Source organism: Halomicrobium sp. HArcel3 (genome assembly GCF_058933135.1).
The window spans coordinates 44,771-62,251 of the sequence record NZ_JBZYDN010000010.1 but is presented as its reverse complement, the minus strand read 5'-3'; the positions used below and the strand labels follow the sequence as shown (position 1 = coordinate 62,251).

The following is a 17,481-nucleotide window of genomic DNA, read 5'->3' as shown; positions in this document are numbered from 1 at the left end:
TTCCGGCGAAGGGGGTGCTATACACCAATTTTTGCGGCATTCGTCCGTCTCGCGAACGGTCGCGTGCCCGAGAAACAGTTGATCCCGGGTTTAACACGCTGTTAAGACCGTTTCACCGACCGATCGATGGTCGGTTGCCACCCGGTACGTTCGCCGTTTGGATTCCCGGGCGGGCGCCCTCTGGCGGCACCGGTGCCTGGACCAGTACGTCCCGAACTGGGCTGACTCCGTCACCGCCGACGGCGTGTATCGTCCGATTAGACCGTCATTAGGTATGGTTCGGTACGATGTTAACTGTGACACTGCCGCCCTTGCGGCGACACTGAGAGACCAATGGCCACCACACATATCCACCACGGCGACTGCGAATCGGAATTTCTTTCGCGTGCGCGCGCGAAGAATACTATTGCAGCCGAACGGACGGCCAGGCGATCGATAGCGACGGGGCGCGTACCGACTCGGTGCGTGGAGGTGTCGGGCTGATGTGTGGGATCATCGCCCGCGTCGGCCACGACGACGCTGTCGGCCACCTCGTCACGGGCCTCGAACGGCTCGAATACCGCGGGTACGATTCGGCTGGGCTCGCTATCCAGAACGGATCCGGCCTGTCGGTCCACAAGCAGGCGGGCGAGATCTCGGCGGTCAAATCGGAGATCCAGTCCGCTGCACCGACCGGTGAGGTCGGGATCGGCCACACCCGCTGGAGCACGCACGGCCCGCCGACGGACGAGAACGCGCACCCGCACACGAGCCATTCCGGTGACGTCGCCGTCGTCCACAACGGCGTCATCGAGAACCACCGGGCGATCCGGGACCGGCTCGTCGATGCGGGCCACCAGTTCACGAGCGAGACCGACACGGAAGTGGTCCCCCACCTGATCGACTACTACCGCGACGAAGTCGCCGACCCGGAGGCCGCGTTCCGACGGGCGGTCGACGAACTCGAGGGGAGTTACGCCATCGCCGCGATGTTCGAGGGCGAGGACGCCGTGTACGCGACCAGGAAGGGCTCCCCGCTCGTGCTCGGCGTCGGCGACGAGCAGTACTTCCTCGCCAGCGACATCCCCGCCTTCCTCGAGCACACCGACCGTGTCGTCTACCTCGAGGACGGCGACGTCGTGGTCCTGACGCCGACCAGCGTCGCGATGACCGACACCGACGGTGAGCCGGTCTCGCGCGACGTCGAGACGGTCGAGTGGGACCCCGAAGAGGCCGGAAAGGGCGCCTACGACCACTACATGCTCAAGGAGATCCACGAACAGCCGACCTCGCTCGCGAACGCCATCCGGGGCCGCGTCGACGCCCGTAACGGGGCGATCACGTTCGAGGAGTTCGACCTCGACGTCCTCGACCCGGTCACGCAGGTCCACTTCGTCGCCTGCGGGACGTCGTACCACGCTGCCCTCTACGCGTCCCGACTGCTGAACGAGGCGGGCGTGCCGTCGCGAGCGATCCGTGCCAGCGAGTACGTCGAATCGGCGGGTCCGATCGCCGGCGGGACGCTGACCGTCGCGGTGACCCAGAGCGGCGAGACCGCGGACACGCTCTCGGCGCTCAGAGAGGCCAGCGCTCACGGCGCACCGACGGTGGCCGTGACGAACGTCGTCGGGTCGACTGCAGCACGCGAGGCCGACGAGACGCTGTACATCAGAGCCGGTCCCGAGATCGGGGTCGCCGCGACGAAGACGTTCACCTCGCAGGCGGTCACGCTGACGCTCCTCTCCCAGGTCGTGGCCGGTGAGATCGACGGCGCCTCGCCGCGCGAGGACCTCGCCGACCTGCTCGCCGCTCTCGAACGGCTTCCAGAGGACGTCGAGCAAGTGATGGAACTGGACCAGGCCGAACGGCTCGCCGACCGAATCATCGACTACGAGTCGTACTTCTTCATCGGCCGGGGCCTGGCGCGCTCCGTCGCCCTCGAAGGGGCGCTCAAGTTCAAGGAGATCACCTACGAGCACGCGGAGGGCTTCGCTTCGGGTCAGCTCAAACACGGCCCGCTCGCGCTCGTCACTCCCGAGACGCCCATCTTCGCGCTGTTCACCGGCGAGGAGACGGAGAAGACGGTGACGAACGCCCAGGAGGCCCAGACCCGGGGTGCGGAGATCATCGCCGTCGGGCCCCCGGACAGTGCGGGCGTGCAGATCTCCGACGCACATCTCACTGTTCCGGATACCCATCCCGTCTGCCAGGGGCTGCTCGCGAACGTCCAGCTCCAGCTCGTGGCCTATCACACGGCCGACAGGTTCGGTCGTTCGATCGACAAACCTCGCAACCTGGCGAAGAGTGTCACCGTCGAGTGAGGTGTGTCTGTAATGTCTCACTCGCAGGGGTCCACGCGCCCGAACAAGGAGCTGTTCGGGACGTTCGGCCCCCGGTCGACGTTCGAGCGACACCGGCAGCCGTCGGCATTCGACCGGGTACTCGAGGGGCCGAGCGTGACGGTCGGCATTCGCGACCCGGCGCTCGGGATGTACGGGCGCTCGGCGGCCGTCGAGGACGAAGACGGCGTCTGCGTCATCTGGGGCGAGGTGTACCTCCGGAACACCGACCAGACCGACCCCGCCGCGTGGTTGCTCGACGCATTCGGCCGTCGCGGGACGGACGCGCTCGCCGGTCTCAACGGCTCCTTTCTGGCCGTCGTCGACCACGTCGACCGTGAGGCGATCGTCGGGACCGATCCCGTCCGGAGCTGGGAGTGTTACTACGCGGACGCGTCCGCCACGCGCTGTTTCGGGACCGACGCGGCGACGGTCGCGCGAACGATCCCGTCACCGGAGGTGGCCGCCGAGCCCCTGGACGAGTTTCTCGCTCTCGGCTTCGTCTTCGAGAACCGAACGACCCTCGACGGCCTGTCGCGGGTCCCCTTCGACGGTTATATCACGGCAACGTCGACCGAGACGCTCCAGCGGTTCGTCTATCAACCACGCGAGTTCGACTACGTGAGCGAACTGGCGAACAGGCTGGAGCGGGCGTTCGAAAGACGCGCTCGTCTTCCCGGGCGGAAGGGGATGCTCCTGAGTGCCGGGTACGACTCGCGAGCGGTTCTGGCCGGGATCCCCGACATCGAATCGGCGTTCACCCTCGGGGGGCGGGACGACGCGGAGGTCGGCGTCGCGGCGGCGCTGGCTGACCAGTACGACGTCTCTCACGCGACGCTCGTTCCAGACGAGTCGTACCTGAACACGGACATCGACGACATCCAGTACGGCTACGGGATAGTAGAGTCCCTTCACGCCCACCACGCAAGTTACGTCGACCAGATGGACGTCACGACGATTTACCACGGCGCCATGGCCGATTCACTCCTCCACGGCCACTTTCTACCGGTCGACGGCATCGACCTCCTCGACCACACGTTCCCGCCCTATCGCCTGACACAGGACCCGAACGTGGTCGACCATCTGATCGAGACGTTCGGGTTCCTCGGGGAGTGTCGGCACCTGGCGGCGACGAACGACCGGTACGACGAATCCAGGGAATCGCTCGTCCGGCGCCGCATACGCGAACTCTACGAAGAGTGGGGCGATCGATTCGACAACCCCTACAACGGAATGGCACTGATCGGCGTCCAGAACCAGCCGACCAGGTCGTTTCGCTACCACCTCGCTGACCACTTCGTCGAATCCTGCGTCATGCTCGACGCGGAACTGATCGAGTGGCACCTCGCGACGCCCCCCGAGCATCGGAACACGCGGACGTTTCTGCGGGCGCTTCGAAAACTCGACGAGGACATGTTGCGGCACCGCCCGCCGGACAGGCCCACCGACTCGTTCACCATCAACCAGATCACCAACTTCGTTCGCCGAAAGCTCCCGTTCGTCTCCGGTTACGAGGGGCCATGGCCGGATCGGGGCGCCCTCTACGACCAGACGGATCTGGACCGCGTGAACTTCGGCGAGGACCCGGTGGTCCAGAAGCTCCCGTGGCGGCTGAAGCTCCGGATCAACGACATCACGACGTGGCTCGATTCGGCGACGGCCCACTGCCCGGTCCGTCCGGTCGAACTCCTCGACGGCAAGCGGGACGAACACGAACTGACTGGCTGGTTGACCGGCTGATTGCTGTCAGCCGTTGCGGTGTACGGTCGTCCTCGTCGGTGACTCCTGACCCGGTCGGCGCGCCGATCCGTCAGACGCCCGGCTGACAATATCGTATTAATCGCCGTTGTATAAGCGATCAGATACGAAACTCAACTCAATTCGGCGAAACGGTCCAAACATTAATATACGACGATTCGGCATTTTTCGCTCATTTTCCTGGATCTTCGGATCGCGTAATCTGGGCGAAAAACGCCGGAGCTACTCTGTAAGAGCCGGCGATGGACTATCTGGGACGTATGTTGGTACTAATAACACTCTCCTGGGTTTAATATCAGATTACGGAGTAAAAAGCTATATATTATGTGGTGATGTGCTGATACCTGAGACCGATGAGAATACCAAGGGGGGTGATGAACCCTGTATTCCCGCTGCTGCTACTGGTGCTGATGGGGGTCAGCATCGTGCCGTTCACTGCGGCCGCAGCAGCAGGTGTACATCAGGGGGGCTCAGTCACCGATACGGGTCACGGGGAACAGACGGTCGAATCGGACGCGACGCCGGCCATTACGGGGGTCACCGTCAACGAGTCCGTCTTCCGTACGGACGAGATGGCTTTCGTGTGGGCGGACGGAGCGAACACGACTGACGGGCAGATCGACGTCTCGGTGTCGACCGTAGCGACTGCGGACCACGAGGTCTGTCTCGGCTCGGGCGCGTGCAAACAGGTCCGTGACGTCGGTGATCAGCAGACTGTCGTATTCACGAACGTCAGCAAGCCCGCGGACAAGACGTCCGTCACGGTTTCGCTAGGGCGCACGCGTGATGGGGGGACCGTCGATAACGCGACGGTCACCGTCTGGCGAATCGAGCCTGGCGCCGACCTCGATAGAGACGGTGTCAGCAACGAGCGAGAGGTCGAAGCGGGGACCTCACTGGTCCTGGCCGATACGGACGGTGACGGCCTCGGTGACGCCCGCGAGGTCGAACTGGGCACGGACCCGACGGCCGTCGACACGGACGGCGACGGGCTGGACGACGCCCGCGAGGTCGAACTGGGCACGGACCCGACGGCCGTCGACACGGACGGCGACGGGCTGGACGACGCCCGTGAGGTCGAACTGGGCACGGACCCGACGGCCGTCGACACGGACGGCGACGGGCTGGACGACGAACGAGAACTCGCGTTCGGTGCGAACGCGACGGTACCGGATACGGACGGTGACGGGCTCGAGGACGGGCGAGAGGTCGCACTCGGTGCCAACGTGACGCAGGTCGACACAGACGGCGACGGGCTGGACGACGCCCGAGAGGCCAAGCTCGGTAGCGATCCGACCCTGGTCGACACGGACGGTGACGGGCTGGACGACGTCCGCGAGGTCGAACTGGGCACGGATCCGACCCTGGTCGACACTGACGACGACGGGCTCAGTGACGCCCGCGAACTCGATGCGGGCACTGACCCGACCGTGGCCGACACCGACGACGACGGGCTCGCCGACGGACGAGAGGCGGGTCTAGGCACTGACCCGACCGTGGCCGACACCGACGACGACGGACTCGGCGACGCCCGAGAGCTAGCGCAGGGTGCCGATCCGACCGTGGCTGACACGGACGGTGATTACATCGCCGATGGCACGGAAGCCGAGCTCGGCTTCGACCCGACGAACCCGTACACGCCGGCGCTGTACGGGAGCGGACTGGTCGGATTCCTGCTCGGCATCGGCGTCGCCCTCTCGACCATCGACCGGAGCCCGCGAGCGTGGGCCCGATCCGTCTTCCGAAGTGGTCGTGGCCAGCCTTCCCCGTCCGAGGACTCAACCGGTGTCAGTGAACCGCCCGCGGCGTCTGTTCAGGCGGCGAGCAACGCCGGCGGGGAACGGGAGGCGACCGACGCTTCGACCGCGAGAGACGTCTTCGAGCGCCACCAGGACGCGCTGGTGACCGACGCCGAGCGAACCTTGCGGATGCTCGAGGCCGAAGGCGGACAGATGAAACAGAGCGAGATCGTCGACTCGACGTCCTGGTCGAAAGCGAAGGTGAGCAGGCTCCTCTCACGGATGGACGACGAGGGAGACGTCGTGAAGGTGTCTCTCGGCAGGGAGAACCTCATCTGCCTCCCCGAACAGACGCCGGAGCCCGCCCGTCAGACGGACCCGGGCGGTGTGTCGTCGTCTCGTCTCGTGAGCACCGCGACCGGCGGATAGCACGGCGCAGCCTACCGCTTCGACCGCTCGTCCCCACCGTTCGGGGCCGATTCTCCGCCAGCGATAGCTCCATCACGACACGTCTCCACCGACCGATGGCCGTTCGGCGTCGTCTCGTGGCCCAGCACGTGCCGTCGGAGCTACGGCAAGCGCGACAGGTCCCGCACACGATTCTCCGTAGCCGACTGACCGAGGTCTCGTTTCCGGCGTGTCCCTGTGGAGCCCGCTCGAAACTCTCCTCTGGCACCGCCTGAACCGGCTATCCAGACTGTTTCAGTCGTTTCAATCGACAGGCTGCGGCCTGTTTCGGGAGGAACCGGTTCCAGCGCCGGTCGATGGCCTGCGTGTCGCTGTGGAGCCGTCGTGCGGCCACGATCGCCTCATTTGGCGTCCTACTGTGCGTCCCCGTCCCTCGTCGAGCTGCGGTGTCTCTTCCCGCTGTCGTCCGTTCTCGCGTGGATTACTCGGGCCTGCGGACGTCACGTCGCAGGTGTCGACGGTCGGCGAAACTGGTGAAACCGTCGTCTGGAACGGTCATACGCGGTGTTAAGACTGTTTCACGGGGGGAACGTTCGACCCGGTATATGGTCCCGGCGTCGATAGAGGTGGGTGTAGAACATGTCCTCCACTCACGAGGGATCCACGCTGATCACGGAGACAGAGGCACCGACCGACCGACTCGACCGCGACGACGTCTTCCACATCCTTCAGTGTCGGCGTCGCCGACTGGTCCTCAAGTACCTGCAGGAACACGACGGGCCCGCAGACATGCGTGACGTTACGGAGGCTATCGCGGCCGTCGAGAACGACACGACGGTCGCCCAGTTGCGCTCACAGGAGCGCCAGCGCGTGTACATCGCGCTCTATCAGTCACACCTCCCAAAGATGGACCGTGACGGTATCATCAACTACGAACAGGACCGTGGCGTCGTCGAGCGAACGGCGCGGACCGCTCAGTTCGACCCGTACCTCGTCAACGAACCGACGCTCCTGCCCGAGTCCGAAACGGCCGACGAGGGCTCGGTCGACGAAGGCCCGGTCAACGAGGGTCCGGTCGACGAGGGCCCGGTCGACCAGAACCGAGATGATGCGACCTCCGCGAGCGACACTGACGGCGGCTGGGATCAGCCGACTCTGGTCGCTGCCGGTGGCGGACTGGCGCTCCTCGCGAGCGTCTACGCGGCGACGACTCTGGCGGGACCGGCTGCGCTCGTCGCCGTCGCGGTCGGCGCACTGGTCGCCGTGCTGGCTGGCGTGTACTATTATCGCGAATCAATCGTCGAGGCGGGCGCGTAATCGGTGGCACACTCACTGAACCGACGATTCACCCTTAGGCCGTCTATAGGTTTTATTCAGTACTACTGGAATATCGTATGAACGGCGCTCGGATCGAGACGGCGGCGGGGCCGTCACACGGCGACGCGGGTCTCAGCGAAGAGCGGTTGTTCGACCTGCTGGGTAACGAGCGTCGCAGGTCGTGTCTCCAGTGTCTGGCCTCGGTCGGCGGATCGACTACAGTCCAGGAGCTGGCCACCGACGTCGCGACGCGCGTGAGCGACGAGGAGACGTCACCGGACGACATTCGGGACAGCGTCTACATCTCACTGTGCCAGAATCACCTCCCCAAACTCGCCGACGCCGGCGTCGTCGGGTACGACTCCGCGGAGAAGACCGTCGGGCCGGGGCCGGCGTTTCCGGTGGTCGAGCGCCATCTCCAGGTCGAGGCCACCGGTGACGGCGACGACGAGTACACCTCGTACTACGCGTTCGTGAGTCTCGCGACGCTCCTCGTCCTCGGTGCAACGGCGTACGTCGTCCCCGCCGCCCAGTCGTACGGAGTTCCGACCGTGCTCACGATACACGCCCTCGTCGTCGTCGCGACGGCACGGCGGCTCCGCTCCAGGTGAATCTCGACTGGCCGGCGCTGACTCGCGTTTTCGGTCCGTCTGGACGCCCACCGAAGGGCCGGTCACGTCCGTCGAAACCGACGGGTTCCCGGGCCCGGTCCACGTCGACAGTTCGAAACAGGTACGGATCCGAACCCGATCGAAAACCGGTGGACTGCGCCGGTTCGGTTGTCGGATCCGGTCGCGGGCCACGGGGGTGACGCTTATGCGGTGTATAGTGAACCCGTTTACGTGTTACTGTCCTGCTGGGTCCACAGAGCGGAAACGCGCTTGCCGCGTGGACCCGACCGCGCTCACACCCCCTATCAACCACCCACCACCACCCAAGGGGTGACGGAATCCCGTTCGACCTTTTTTGGCCGAGACGCACCCGTGAGGCCGTTTCGAACGCGTTACCTGTTTCTGGAACGCCCTGCACGTCGCCGATGGCGACGCTCTCAACTCAGGTGCCGGTCGATAGTCGTGGCCGTCTCGTCGCCGACGCCGTCGACGGTCCGCAGTTCGTCGAGCGACGCCTCGCGGACGCTGTCGACGCTGCCGAACCGCCGGAGAAGGCGCTTGCGCGTCGACGGCCCGACGCCGGGTACCTCGTCGAGGACGGTGTCGACGGTGTCGCGGACGGTCTGGTGGTACTGGACGGCGAAGCGGTGGGCCTCGTCGCGCACGCGCTGGAGCAGGTGGAGGTGCGGCGCGTCGTCGTCCCAGTCACAGGTTCTGTCGGGCGTGACCACCAGCTCTTCTTCCTTCGCCAGCGCGACGACCGGGACGTCCCAGCCGACGAGGGCGAGTGCGTCCTGGGCGGCGCCGAGCTGACCCTGGCCCCCGTCGATGAGGAGCAGGTCGGGGTCTGGCCGGTCGTCGCGGCCCTCGACGGCGCGCTCGGCGCGCCAGCGGACGAGCGCGCGCATGTTGGCGTAGTCGTCGTTCTCGTCGGTGAGCTTCTTCCGCCGGTAGTGTGACTTCTCGGGGCTCCCGTCGACGAAGGTGACGTTCGACCCGACGGCGGCCGTCCCCTGGGCGTGGCTCACGTCGAATCCCTCGATGCGGTCGGCGGCGTCGAGCCCCAGCGCCTCCGCGAGAGCGGCCGTGTCGTCCCTGGCGGGGCCGCCGCGCCGGGCGTTCTTCAGTGCGAGGTCGACGAGCGTCGCCTCCCGGCCGGCACCGGGCACCCGGAGGTCGACGCTCTCGGCGGCGAGCCAGGCGTCGATGTCCGCGTCGGCGGGGTGCTCGGAGCAGAGGATGGCGTCGGGGAGGTCTCGCTCGGCGTAGAACTGCGGTACGAAGGCGGCGAGCACCTCGCCGACGCCGTCGCCCTCGGGCGCGTCGAGGCGGTAGCGGTCCCGCTCGACGAGCTGGCCGTCCTCGGAGTGGAGGCGGGCAACGGTCGCGCGCTCGCCCTCACGGACTGCGCCGAGGACGTCGACGCTCCGCTCGTCGGCGGTGTCGCTGACGGCCGAATCGCTGTCGCCGCCCAGCGCCTCGACGGCGGCCAGCCGGTCGCGCATGTTCGCCGCGCGCTCGAACTCCGTGGCCTGGGCGGCCTCGTCCATCGCCCGCCGGAGCGGGTCGGCGAGCACGCCCGTCTCCCCCTCGAAGAACCGCCGGACGCTCTCGACGTCGCCGAGGTACTCCTCCTGGCTTATCTCGCCGGTACACGGGGCCGTGCAGATGTCCATCTCGTAGTCGAGACACGGCCGGTCCCGGTTCGAGTACTTGTGGTCCGAACAGCCGCGCAGGCCGTAGGTCTCCCGGAGGGCCTTGACGACCGTGTCGACGCGGCCCTTGTTCGTGAACGGGCCGTAGACGGTCGCGCCCTCGTCGGGGTCCCGGGTCACCTCGATGCGCGGGACGGGATGTTCGGTGAGTTGCACCAGCGGGTAGGACTTGTCGTCTTTCAGGCGGACGTTGTACGGCGGCTGGTGGCGCTTGATGAAGTTCGCCTCCAGCAGGAGCGCCTGCGTCTCCGTGTCCGTCACCGCGAAGTCGACGTCGACGGCGCGGCGCACCATCTTCCCGATGCGGGCCGACCGCGGGTCGGCGTAGGAACGCACCCGGCTCCGCAGGTCGACGGCCTTCCCGACGTAGAGCACGCGGCCGTCGTCGGCCAGGAAGTGGTAGACCCCCGGCTCGCGCGGCAACTCGTCGGCACGCTCGCGGAGGGTGGTTACGTCCATCTACCCGGGGTTGGCGCTCGGAGAATTTGAGCGGCACGGTTAGGCTGGGCCCGACCGCAGGGAGGGGCCAGCTAAACGCGAGCGGGAGCGCTAGCGACACGCGAGCAGGCTGGCCCCGAGCGAAGCGAGGGGCCAGCTAAATACGAGCGGGGAGCGCTAGCGACCCGCGAGCAGGCTGGCGCCGAGGGACGGGCGGCGCCGACCGGAGGGAGGGGCCGCCGAATGTGGGAGCGGTGACTGAAAGGAACCGCGAGCAGCGGGCGTCCCCGACCGCAGGGAGGGGCCAGCTAAACGCGAGCGGGAGCGCTAGCGACACGCGAGCAGGCTGGCGCCGTCCACGATTCAGGCGAGCGGGTCCGGGTCCCGGTTCGAGTCCCGCGCTTCGTCCCCATCCTCGCTGCTGTCGTCGGGACGAACAGCCCGGTCCAGCTGGTCGGCGACGGAGTCGTCCTCGCCCGCCGGTAGTTCGAGGTCGTCGTCGCCGGCCACCTCGACGACGAGCAGCGTCTCTCTGCTCAGCGCGTAGGCGCCGAGCAGGACCGCGCCGAGCAGTAGCGCGCCGGCCCCGGCGAGTGTCATTATCTCGTCGAGCATCGCCAGGACGTCCAGCAGCGTCTGCATCATAGAGAGGAAGCCGCCGAGCCCCATCCCAGCTCCGCCGGTCGTCCCCAGGTCGACGCCGCCGACCATGTCGTCGAGGCTGACGAGCTGCCCGGCAGCGAGCAGCACGCCGCCGACGAGCAGCGCCCTGACGGCGTGGAAGAGGTAGGCGACGGTCCCGCGGGCCGTCCGCTCGACGCCGGCGACGTTCGGTCGGTCGACGTAGTCGTAGTTCGCCCCGTCGCTCTCGGGCGTGAACGCTAGCACGCGGTGGCTCGTGACGACGACAGCCCCCTCGCCGACTTCGACTTCCGTGTCGACGTCCTCCCCGTCGTAGAGCAGGTCGTCCACGCGCGTACGCCAGCGTGCCATTACCCTCTCATTCCGGTGCCCTGGCTTGAATCCTCGCCCGAAATATCGAAATATGATATTTGGTGGGCTGGCCTCGGGATGTAGTGGCCGAACGCCGGCACTCTCCACACTGGGTTCGCTCTGTGGATCATCCCCGGGCGGGACTGAAAGGGACCGTGGGCTTTCCGCTGTTGTTGGATCGGTCTCCGTCTCGAACATCTGTTGCAGAGAACACAGCCTACAAGACTACTAGCACCAAAACGGCTGATCGTATGAGCGAGACGCGATGCTGGCTGGTCGAGCGCGAGTACGGGACGAAGGGACTGGTGACGCTCGTCTACGCGACGCCGGACGGGGAGCGCCAGCAGACGAGCCAGCGGTCGTCGGCGATGCTGCGAAACAAGGCCGTCACGGCCGCCGTCGACGTGGCCGAGGAGGACCTGGAGCCGGTGCGGGACGACGCGGACCGGGAGCGCTACGCCCGCGAGGCAGCGCGGATGAAGGAGCGATACGACCCCGGAGACGAGGTCTGAAAGCGGTGTTTGTCAGCCCGTACCGGCGTCCGGCCGAACTGCGTGAGGCCGGGCTCGATAGACGAACGGAGTGAGTCTATCGGCGTCCACGCGAGCCGAGCGAGCGTGGGCTCGACGGACGAGCAGAGCGAGTCCGTCGGTGTTCGACGTAGTCGGTACCGTGGAGCACCGGTATCAAGGTACAACCTCCACTCTGATCCGGTCGTTGCACTCGTCGTTCGAATCCACGAAAGATTATACGTGGGCGGGGATAAACCGGCGCGTATGGCTGCCATCGAACTCGACGGAGTACGTAAACAGTTCGGTGGGGTGACGGCCCTCGAAGGGGTCGACCTCACCGTCGAGGAGGGCGAGATATACGGCTTCCTCGGCCCGAACGGGGCCGGGAAGTCGACGACGATCAACGTCCTGCTCGACTTCGTCCGGCCGACGAACGGCACGGCGCGCGTCCTGGGCCACGACGTGCGCGAGGAATCGACGGCCATCCGGGAGCGAACCGGGGTCCTGCCGGAGGGCTACGACGTGTACGACCGGCTGACTGGCCGCGAGCACCTGGAGTTCGTCATCGACTCCAAGGACGCCTACGTCGACCCGGCGGAACTACTGGACCGGGTCGGACTCGACCCCGAGGACGCCCAGCGGAAGGCCGGCGGCTACTCCAAGGGGATGGCCCAGCGCCTCGTGCTCGCGATGGCACTCGTCGGCGAACCCGACCTGCTCATCCTCGACGAGCCGTCCTCGGGGCTGGACCCGAACGGCGCGCGCATGATGCGCGAGATCGTCCGCGAGGAGAACGAGCGCGGCGCGACGGTCTTCTTCTCCTCGCACATCCTCGGCCAGGTCGAGTCGGTCTGTGACCGGGTCGGGATCATCCAGGACGGACAGGTAATCGCCGAGGACTCCATCGAGAACCTCCAGGAGGCGACGGACGTGGAGACGACGCTCACCGTCAGCGTGGACCAGCGGACCGACGCGGTCGTCTCGGCCGTCCGCGACGTGTCGGGGGTCACCGCAGTCGACGAAACCGGGTCGGAACTGGTCGTCACCTGCTCGGACGACATCAAGATGGACGTCCTCAACGCCATCGAGGAGGCCGGCGGCGAGGTCGAGGACTTCGATACCCACGAGCCCTCCCTCGAAGAGCTGTTCGCGGCCTACACGGACGGGACGGACCAGCCGCAGTCGCGTGCGGCGACCGCCGGTGCGGAGGGTGACGCATGAGCTGGGACGTCGTCGCCAGGAAGGAGTTCCGCGACGCGCTGCGCTCGAAGGGGCTCTGGGTCCTCTCGCTCGTCTTCACGGCCTTCTTCGTCATCCCGGCCGGGGCCGCCCTCTGGTGGGATGTCGGGATACGGGGCGGCCAGGAAGTCGGTCTGCAGTTGCTCATCAATCTCATCTACCTCAACATCGTCACGCTATTCTTGCCGCTGGTGGCCATCTTTGCCGGCTACGCGGCGATCAGCAAGGAGCGAACCAGCGGGTCGCTGAAGCTGCTGCTGTCGCTGCCCCACTCCCGGAGGGACGTCATCATCGGGAAAGTGGTCGGTCGCTGCGGCGTCGTCGGTGTCCCGCTGGCCGGGGCCTTCCTCGTCAACGCGCTCTTCCTCATCGCCTCGCGGCTCACGTTCAAGCCCGGCCTGTACGTCACCTTCGCCCTGTTCTCGATGGTGTTCGCGCTGGTGATGGTGGCCGTGGCGGTCAGCATCTCCGGCGCCGTCGAGAACAGCCTCTACTCCATCGTCGGGAACATGACGTTCTTCGTCTCCATCACCTTCTTCTGGAACCTCTGGGCCAACTCCATCGGCGACGGTCTGGGGGAGTACCTCGGCGTCACCGGCGCCGCGAACTGGACCACCGTCCTCTTCCTGAAGCTACTGAACCCCTCGCAGGCGTACAAGACGATCATGAATTCGATGCTCGGCGACGGAAGTAACGCCGAGCGCTTGGCGCGGTATCGTATGTTCAGCGGCGGCAACAACTCCGAACAGGCGACCATCTGTAGCGACGTGCTGGCCGGGAACGCGACTGAGGTCCCTGGATTTATGGGCAATCGGACGGTGTGCCAGGAAAGCGCCCAGTCCGTCCCGCTGTACTTCTCCGACGGCGCCGCGCTGTTCTACCTCCTGCTGTGGATCGGACTGGCCGCCGCCGTCAGCTACTACACCTTCAACCAGTACGACCTCTGATCGGTCGTCTGGATCTGGTTTTCTTCAGTTGGGCTTCGTTCAGTACACGTGAAACACTAAGCGGCTGATGGGGTCGTGCTTCTCGCTGCGATCACAGACGCAACCAACTCGAAAGCCCTCGGCGCGCTCGCGTGCCCTGAGCGGGATATCCTCACTCCTCCGTCGCTCGGATAGGGCCCGTCTCAGCCCACGCGACCGCCCCTCGCCCTTTCATCCACCAGGAGAGCAAGCTCTCCTGAGCCCTGGCTCGCTTCGCTCGCCAGGACACCAGGTTCCGCGTCGCTCGCGCGATGAACGCGCTCGCGATCGACTCCCCACTCCTTCCCGGTCGCTTGCCGTTCGGCGAGCGACACGCTTCCTTACCACAACGCCCGGCGGTCGGCCGGGAGGCCGTCTCGTCGGCCGACCAGGGGAAGGGCAGGGCTGCGGTGCCTGGCGGACTGAAAGGGCGAGGCGGGGTCCGGGAACCCCGGACCGATAAGCACGCGAGGAACGAGCGCGCGCAGTCGGTCCGCGGGACCGGAGCACGCCGAGGGCTTTCGGGTTGTTGCCCTCTCTGTTCCTCCTAGCGCCACCATTCACGGATCCGTCAGATCGTTACATCCGCATACTGTACAGAACAGGACTCATCGACAGGGTCACGTACCACCCAGGTATTCCCTACGTCTCTATCCCGCGCTCGTCCAGCAGGTCCACGAACTCGGCTTCTTCGAGCGTCGGGACGCCCTCGTCGTCGGCGGCGTCGCGCTTGTTCTGGCCGGGGTTGTCGCCGATGACGAGGTAGTCGGTGTTGCCGGAGACGCTGCTGGTCGCCGACCCGCCGTGGCGTTCGACTAGTTCCTGGGCATCGCTGCGGGTGAAGTCGTCCAGCGACCCGGTGAACACGAAGGTGAGACCGTCGAGTTCGTCGCCACCGGCCTCGACGTCTGCCTCCTGCGGGTCGACGTGGTCGACGAGGGCGTCGAGCACCTCGCGGTTGCCCTCGCTGTGGAAGAACTCGACGATGCTGTCGGCGACCTCCGGACCGACGTCGTCGACGCGCTCGAACGCCTCGCGGTCGCCGCGAGGGTCGTCGCCGTCGTCGCTCTGTTCGGCGAGTGCGTCGAGGGTCACCTGCCCGTCGCCGTTCGGTTCATCTTCGTCGTCGTTCTCGCCCTCGGCGGCGGCGCGGATGGCCTCGAACGAGCCGAACTCCCGGGCGAGGTTCCGCGCGGTGACGGGACCGACGTCGTGGATGCCCAGGGCGACGAGGAACCGGTCGAGCGGCGGCTCGCGGGCGTCGTTCAGCTCCGCGACGAGGTTGCGTGCGCTCTTCGTACCCCAGCCTTCCAAGTCGACGAGGTCGTCGACCGTCAGTTCGTACAGGTCGGCGGGACTCTCGACCAGGCCGGCGTCGAGGAGCTGTTCGACGATTTTCTCGCCCAGCCCCTCGATATCGAGTGCGTCGCGGCTGGCGTAGTGCTCGATGGCGCGCTCGCGCTGGGCGGGGCAGGTCAGCCCGCCCGAACAGAAGGCGAGCGGGCCGTCGCGCTCGACCGGGCTCCCGCAGACCGGACACTCCTCGGGGAACGCGACGACCCCCTCGCTGTGTTTCTCGACGACTTCGGCGACGTCGGGGATGACGTCGCCTGCGCGCTGGACGCGCACTTCGTCGCCGACGTCGACTTCCAGGTCCTCGATGAGGGCGGGGTTGTGCAGGGAGGCCCGCGAGACCGTCACGCCGCCGACCTCCACGGGGTCGAGCAGCGCGACCGGAGTGAGTCGCCCGGTCCGGCCCACCTGCACGACGACGTCGCGGAGCGTGGTCTGTTCCTTGCGAGCGGGGAACTTGTAGGCGAAGGCCCACCGGGGCGCTCGCGAGGTGGACCCCAGTTCCTCGCACGCATCCTTGTCGTCGACCTTGAACACGACGCCGTCGATCTCGTAGTCCAGGTCGTCGCGGGCGTCCAGTTGCCGGTCCCGGTAGTCGATGGCCGCGTCGACGTCGTCGACCACCTCGATGCGGTCGTTCACTCGCAGCCCCCACTCGGGGAGGCGCTCGTGGATCTCCCAGTGGGAGTCGAAGTCGGTCGACGAGTCGAGGACGCCGAAGAAGAACACCGAGAGGGGGCGCTCGGCAGTTATCTTCGGGTCGAGCTGTCGCAGCGTCCCGGCGGCGGCGTTCCGGGGATTGGCGAAGGCGTCGTCGCCGGCCTCGACGCGCTCGCGGTTGTAGGCCTGGAAGGCGTCCCGTGGCATGTAGATCTCTCCCCTGACTGCGAGGAAGTCGGGGTAGTCGCCGCGCAGGCGCTGTGGCACGCTCCCAATGGTGCGGACGTTCTCGGTGACGTCCTCGCCGACCGTGCCGTCGCCTCGTGTCGCAGCGCGGACGTACTCGCCGTCCTCGTAGACGACTTCGACGGAGAGCCCGTCGAACTTCGGCTCGCAGAAGTACTCCACGGCGTCGGCGTCGAGCCCGCGGCGGACCCGGTCGTCGAACTCGCGGACGTCGGCGACCTCGCCGCTCTGGTCGATCGAGCCCATCGGCGCAACGTGATCGACCTCGCCGAGTTCGTCCAGCGCCGCCCCGCCGACGCGCTGGGTCGGACTCCCGTCGGTGTCCAGCCCGAAGGTCCCTTCGAGGTTCTGCAGCCGGGAGAACAGTTTGTCGTAGGTGCGGTCGCCGATAGTGGGGTCGTTCTCGACGTAGTAGCGGTGGTCGTGGTACCGGATAGCCTCGCGCAACTGATCGGCCTGCTCGCGGGCGGCGCCCTCGTCCAGTTCCTCGACCGGCGTGAAATCGGTTGGTGGGTCCTCGACGAACGGGTTGTCCCCGAGTTCCTCGGCGGTGGCCATGTTGGCTGGTCTTGCCCGCCCTCGCATAAAAACCGCTACGCTCCGGCCGCGCTCGTCGCCGTTGCGTACCACGCCGGCTGGTTGGCCGGCCGTCCCACGGAGACCCGGCGCTGCGACAGAAAACACTTTACGGACACTCCGGAAGCGGAATTATGGTCCCCGACGTCACCCCGCGACGGGTCGCCGCCGGGAGCGTCCTCGTCGGCGGCGTCGCCCTCGTTGTCGTCGTCTACGCCATCGTCACGCACGAGCCAGCCAACGACGGCGGGACGAGCGTCGCCGGCCTCTTCTTCGCGATCGGATTACTCCTGGCGCTACCGCCGCTGGCCGAAGCCGGGACGCTCGCCGCGGTGCTGCGATGGGGAACGCCCGCGGTGTGGCCCCGTCGCTTGCTCTCGCTCGGTGCCGTCCTCGGCGCGCTCGGCGCGTCGGTAGTTCTCCTGTGGCCGCTCACGTCGCTCGTCCCGGCCGGGATTCGGGTGCCGGAGTTCCTCGATCCGACTCCAGGTCTCGTCACGGGGGTGCTTGCCCTGACCGTCGTTGGTGGTCTGGCCGCGTCCGGCGTGGGCGTCGTAGCCCAGTTGATAACAGAGGTTCGTGGTTCGGGCTGAGGACTGCGGAGGCGTGTTCTGGCAGTCCTCGACGGGCCTC

Annotated in this window: 12 protein-coding genes; 9 read left to right on the top strand and 3 right to left on the bottom strand. The window is 66.9% G+C overall.

The annotated features are described in order from the left end of the window. Positions 1–482: 482 nt before the first annotated feature. The 5 genes from glmS to AC5FRV_RS18890 all read left to right on the top strand — a co-directional run bounded on the left by glmS (position 483) and on the right by AC5FRV_RS18890 (position 8,151). Positions 483–2,300, top strand: coding sequence for a glutamine--fructose-6-phosphate transaminase (isomerizing) (gene glmS, locus AC5FRV_RS18910; RefSeq protein ID WP_493562646.1), 1,818 nt, complete (start codon positions 483–485; stop codon positions 2,298–2,300). A 12-nt stretch (positions 2,301–2,312) separates the two neighbouring features. Next, positions 2,313–4,058, top strand: a complete 1,746-nt coding sequence (locus AC5FRV_RS18905) for an asparagine synthase-related protein (RefSeq protein ID WP_493562645.1) — start codon at positions 2,313–2,315, stop codon at positions 4,056–4,058. A gap of 428 nt (positions 4,059–4,486) precedes the next feature. After that, a complete protein-coding gene (locus AC5FRV_RS18900) occupies positions 4,487–6,244 on the top strand; it encodes a helix-turn-helix transcriptional regulator (RefSeq protein ID WP_493562644.1) in 1,758 nt (585 codons plus the stop codon). A gap of 618 nt (positions 6,245–6,862) precedes the next feature. Continuing rightward, complete coding sequence (locus AC5FRV_RS18895; protein ID WP_493562643.1) at positions 6,863–7,540, top strand: DUF7344 domain-containing protein; 678 nt, start codon at positions 6,863–6,865, stop codon at positions 7,538–7,540. Between the two features lie 77 nt (positions 7,541–7,617). Continuing rightward, positions 7,618–8,151: a DUF7344 domain-containing protein gene (locus AC5FRV_RS18890; RefSeq protein WP_493562642.1), complete on the top strand. Its 534-nt coding sequence runs from the start codon at positions 7,618–7,620 to the stop codon at positions 8,149–8,151. A gap of 437 nt (positions 8,152–8,588) precedes the next feature. On the opposite strand, the gene AC5FRV_RS18885 is transcribed toward AC5FRV_RS18890, so the two are convergent. Continuing rightward, positions 8,589–10,325 carry an excinuclease ABC subunit C gene (locus AC5FRV_RS18885; protein WP_493562641.1) on the bottom strand — a complete coding sequence of 579 codons (1,737 nt, stop codon included), beginning with the start codon at positions 10,323–10,325 and terminating at the stop codon, positions 8,589–8,591. Between the two features lie 342 nt (positions 10,326–10,667). Continuing rightward, the gene (locus tag AC5FRV_RS18880) at positions 10,668–11,297 is read right to left on the bottom strand and encodes a hypothetical protein (RefSeq protein ID WP_493562640.1); all 630 of its coding nucleotides are present in this window, start codon (positions 11,295–11,297) and stop codon (positions 10,668–10,670) included. A 251-nt stretch (positions 11,298–11,548) separates the two neighbouring features. Between AC5FRV_RS18880 and AC5FRV_RS18875 the strand changes: the two genes are divergently transcribed. From AC5FRV_RS18875 to AC5FRV_RS18865, 3 genes are all read left to right on the top strand, one after another. Beyond that, the gene (locus AC5FRV_RS18875; protein WP_493562639.1) at positions 11,549–11,809 is read left to right on the top strand and encodes a DUF7967 family protein; all 261 of its coding nucleotides are present in this window, start codon (positions 11,549–11,551) and stop codon (positions 11,807–11,809) included. A gap of 264 nt (positions 11,810–12,073) precedes the next feature. Further along, entirely contained in the window at positions 12,074–13,030 is a 957-nt protein-coding gene (locus AC5FRV_RS18870; protein WP_493562638.1) for an ABC transporter ATP-binding protein, read from the top strand. Further along, a complete protein-coding gene (locus tag AC5FRV_RS18865; RefSeq protein WP_493562637.1) occupies positions 13,027–13,995 on the top strand; it encodes an ABC transporter permease in 969 nt (322 codons plus the stop codon). Before AC5FRV_RS18870 ends, AC5FRV_RS18865 begins: the two co-directional genes overlap by 4 nt. 660 nt (positions 13,996–14,655) lie before the next feature. Here AC5FRV_RS18865 and ligA read toward each other — a convergent pair. Further along, positions 14,656–16,830: an NAD-dependent DNA ligase LigA gene (gene ligA, locus AC5FRV_RS18860; protein ID WP_493562636.1), complete on the bottom strand. Its 2,175-nt coding sequence runs from the start codon at positions 16,828–16,830 to the stop codon at positions 14,656–14,658. Between the two features lie 152 nt (positions 16,831–16,982). Between ligA and AC5FRV_RS18855 the strand changes: the two genes are divergently transcribed. Further along, positions 16,983–17,441 carry a hypothetical protein gene (locus tag AC5FRV_RS18855; protein WP_493562635.1) on the top strand — a complete coding sequence of 153 codons (459 nt, stop codon included), beginning with the start codon at positions 16,983–16,985 and terminating at the stop codon, positions 17,439–17,441. Positions 17,442–17,481 lie beyond the last annotated feature (40 nt).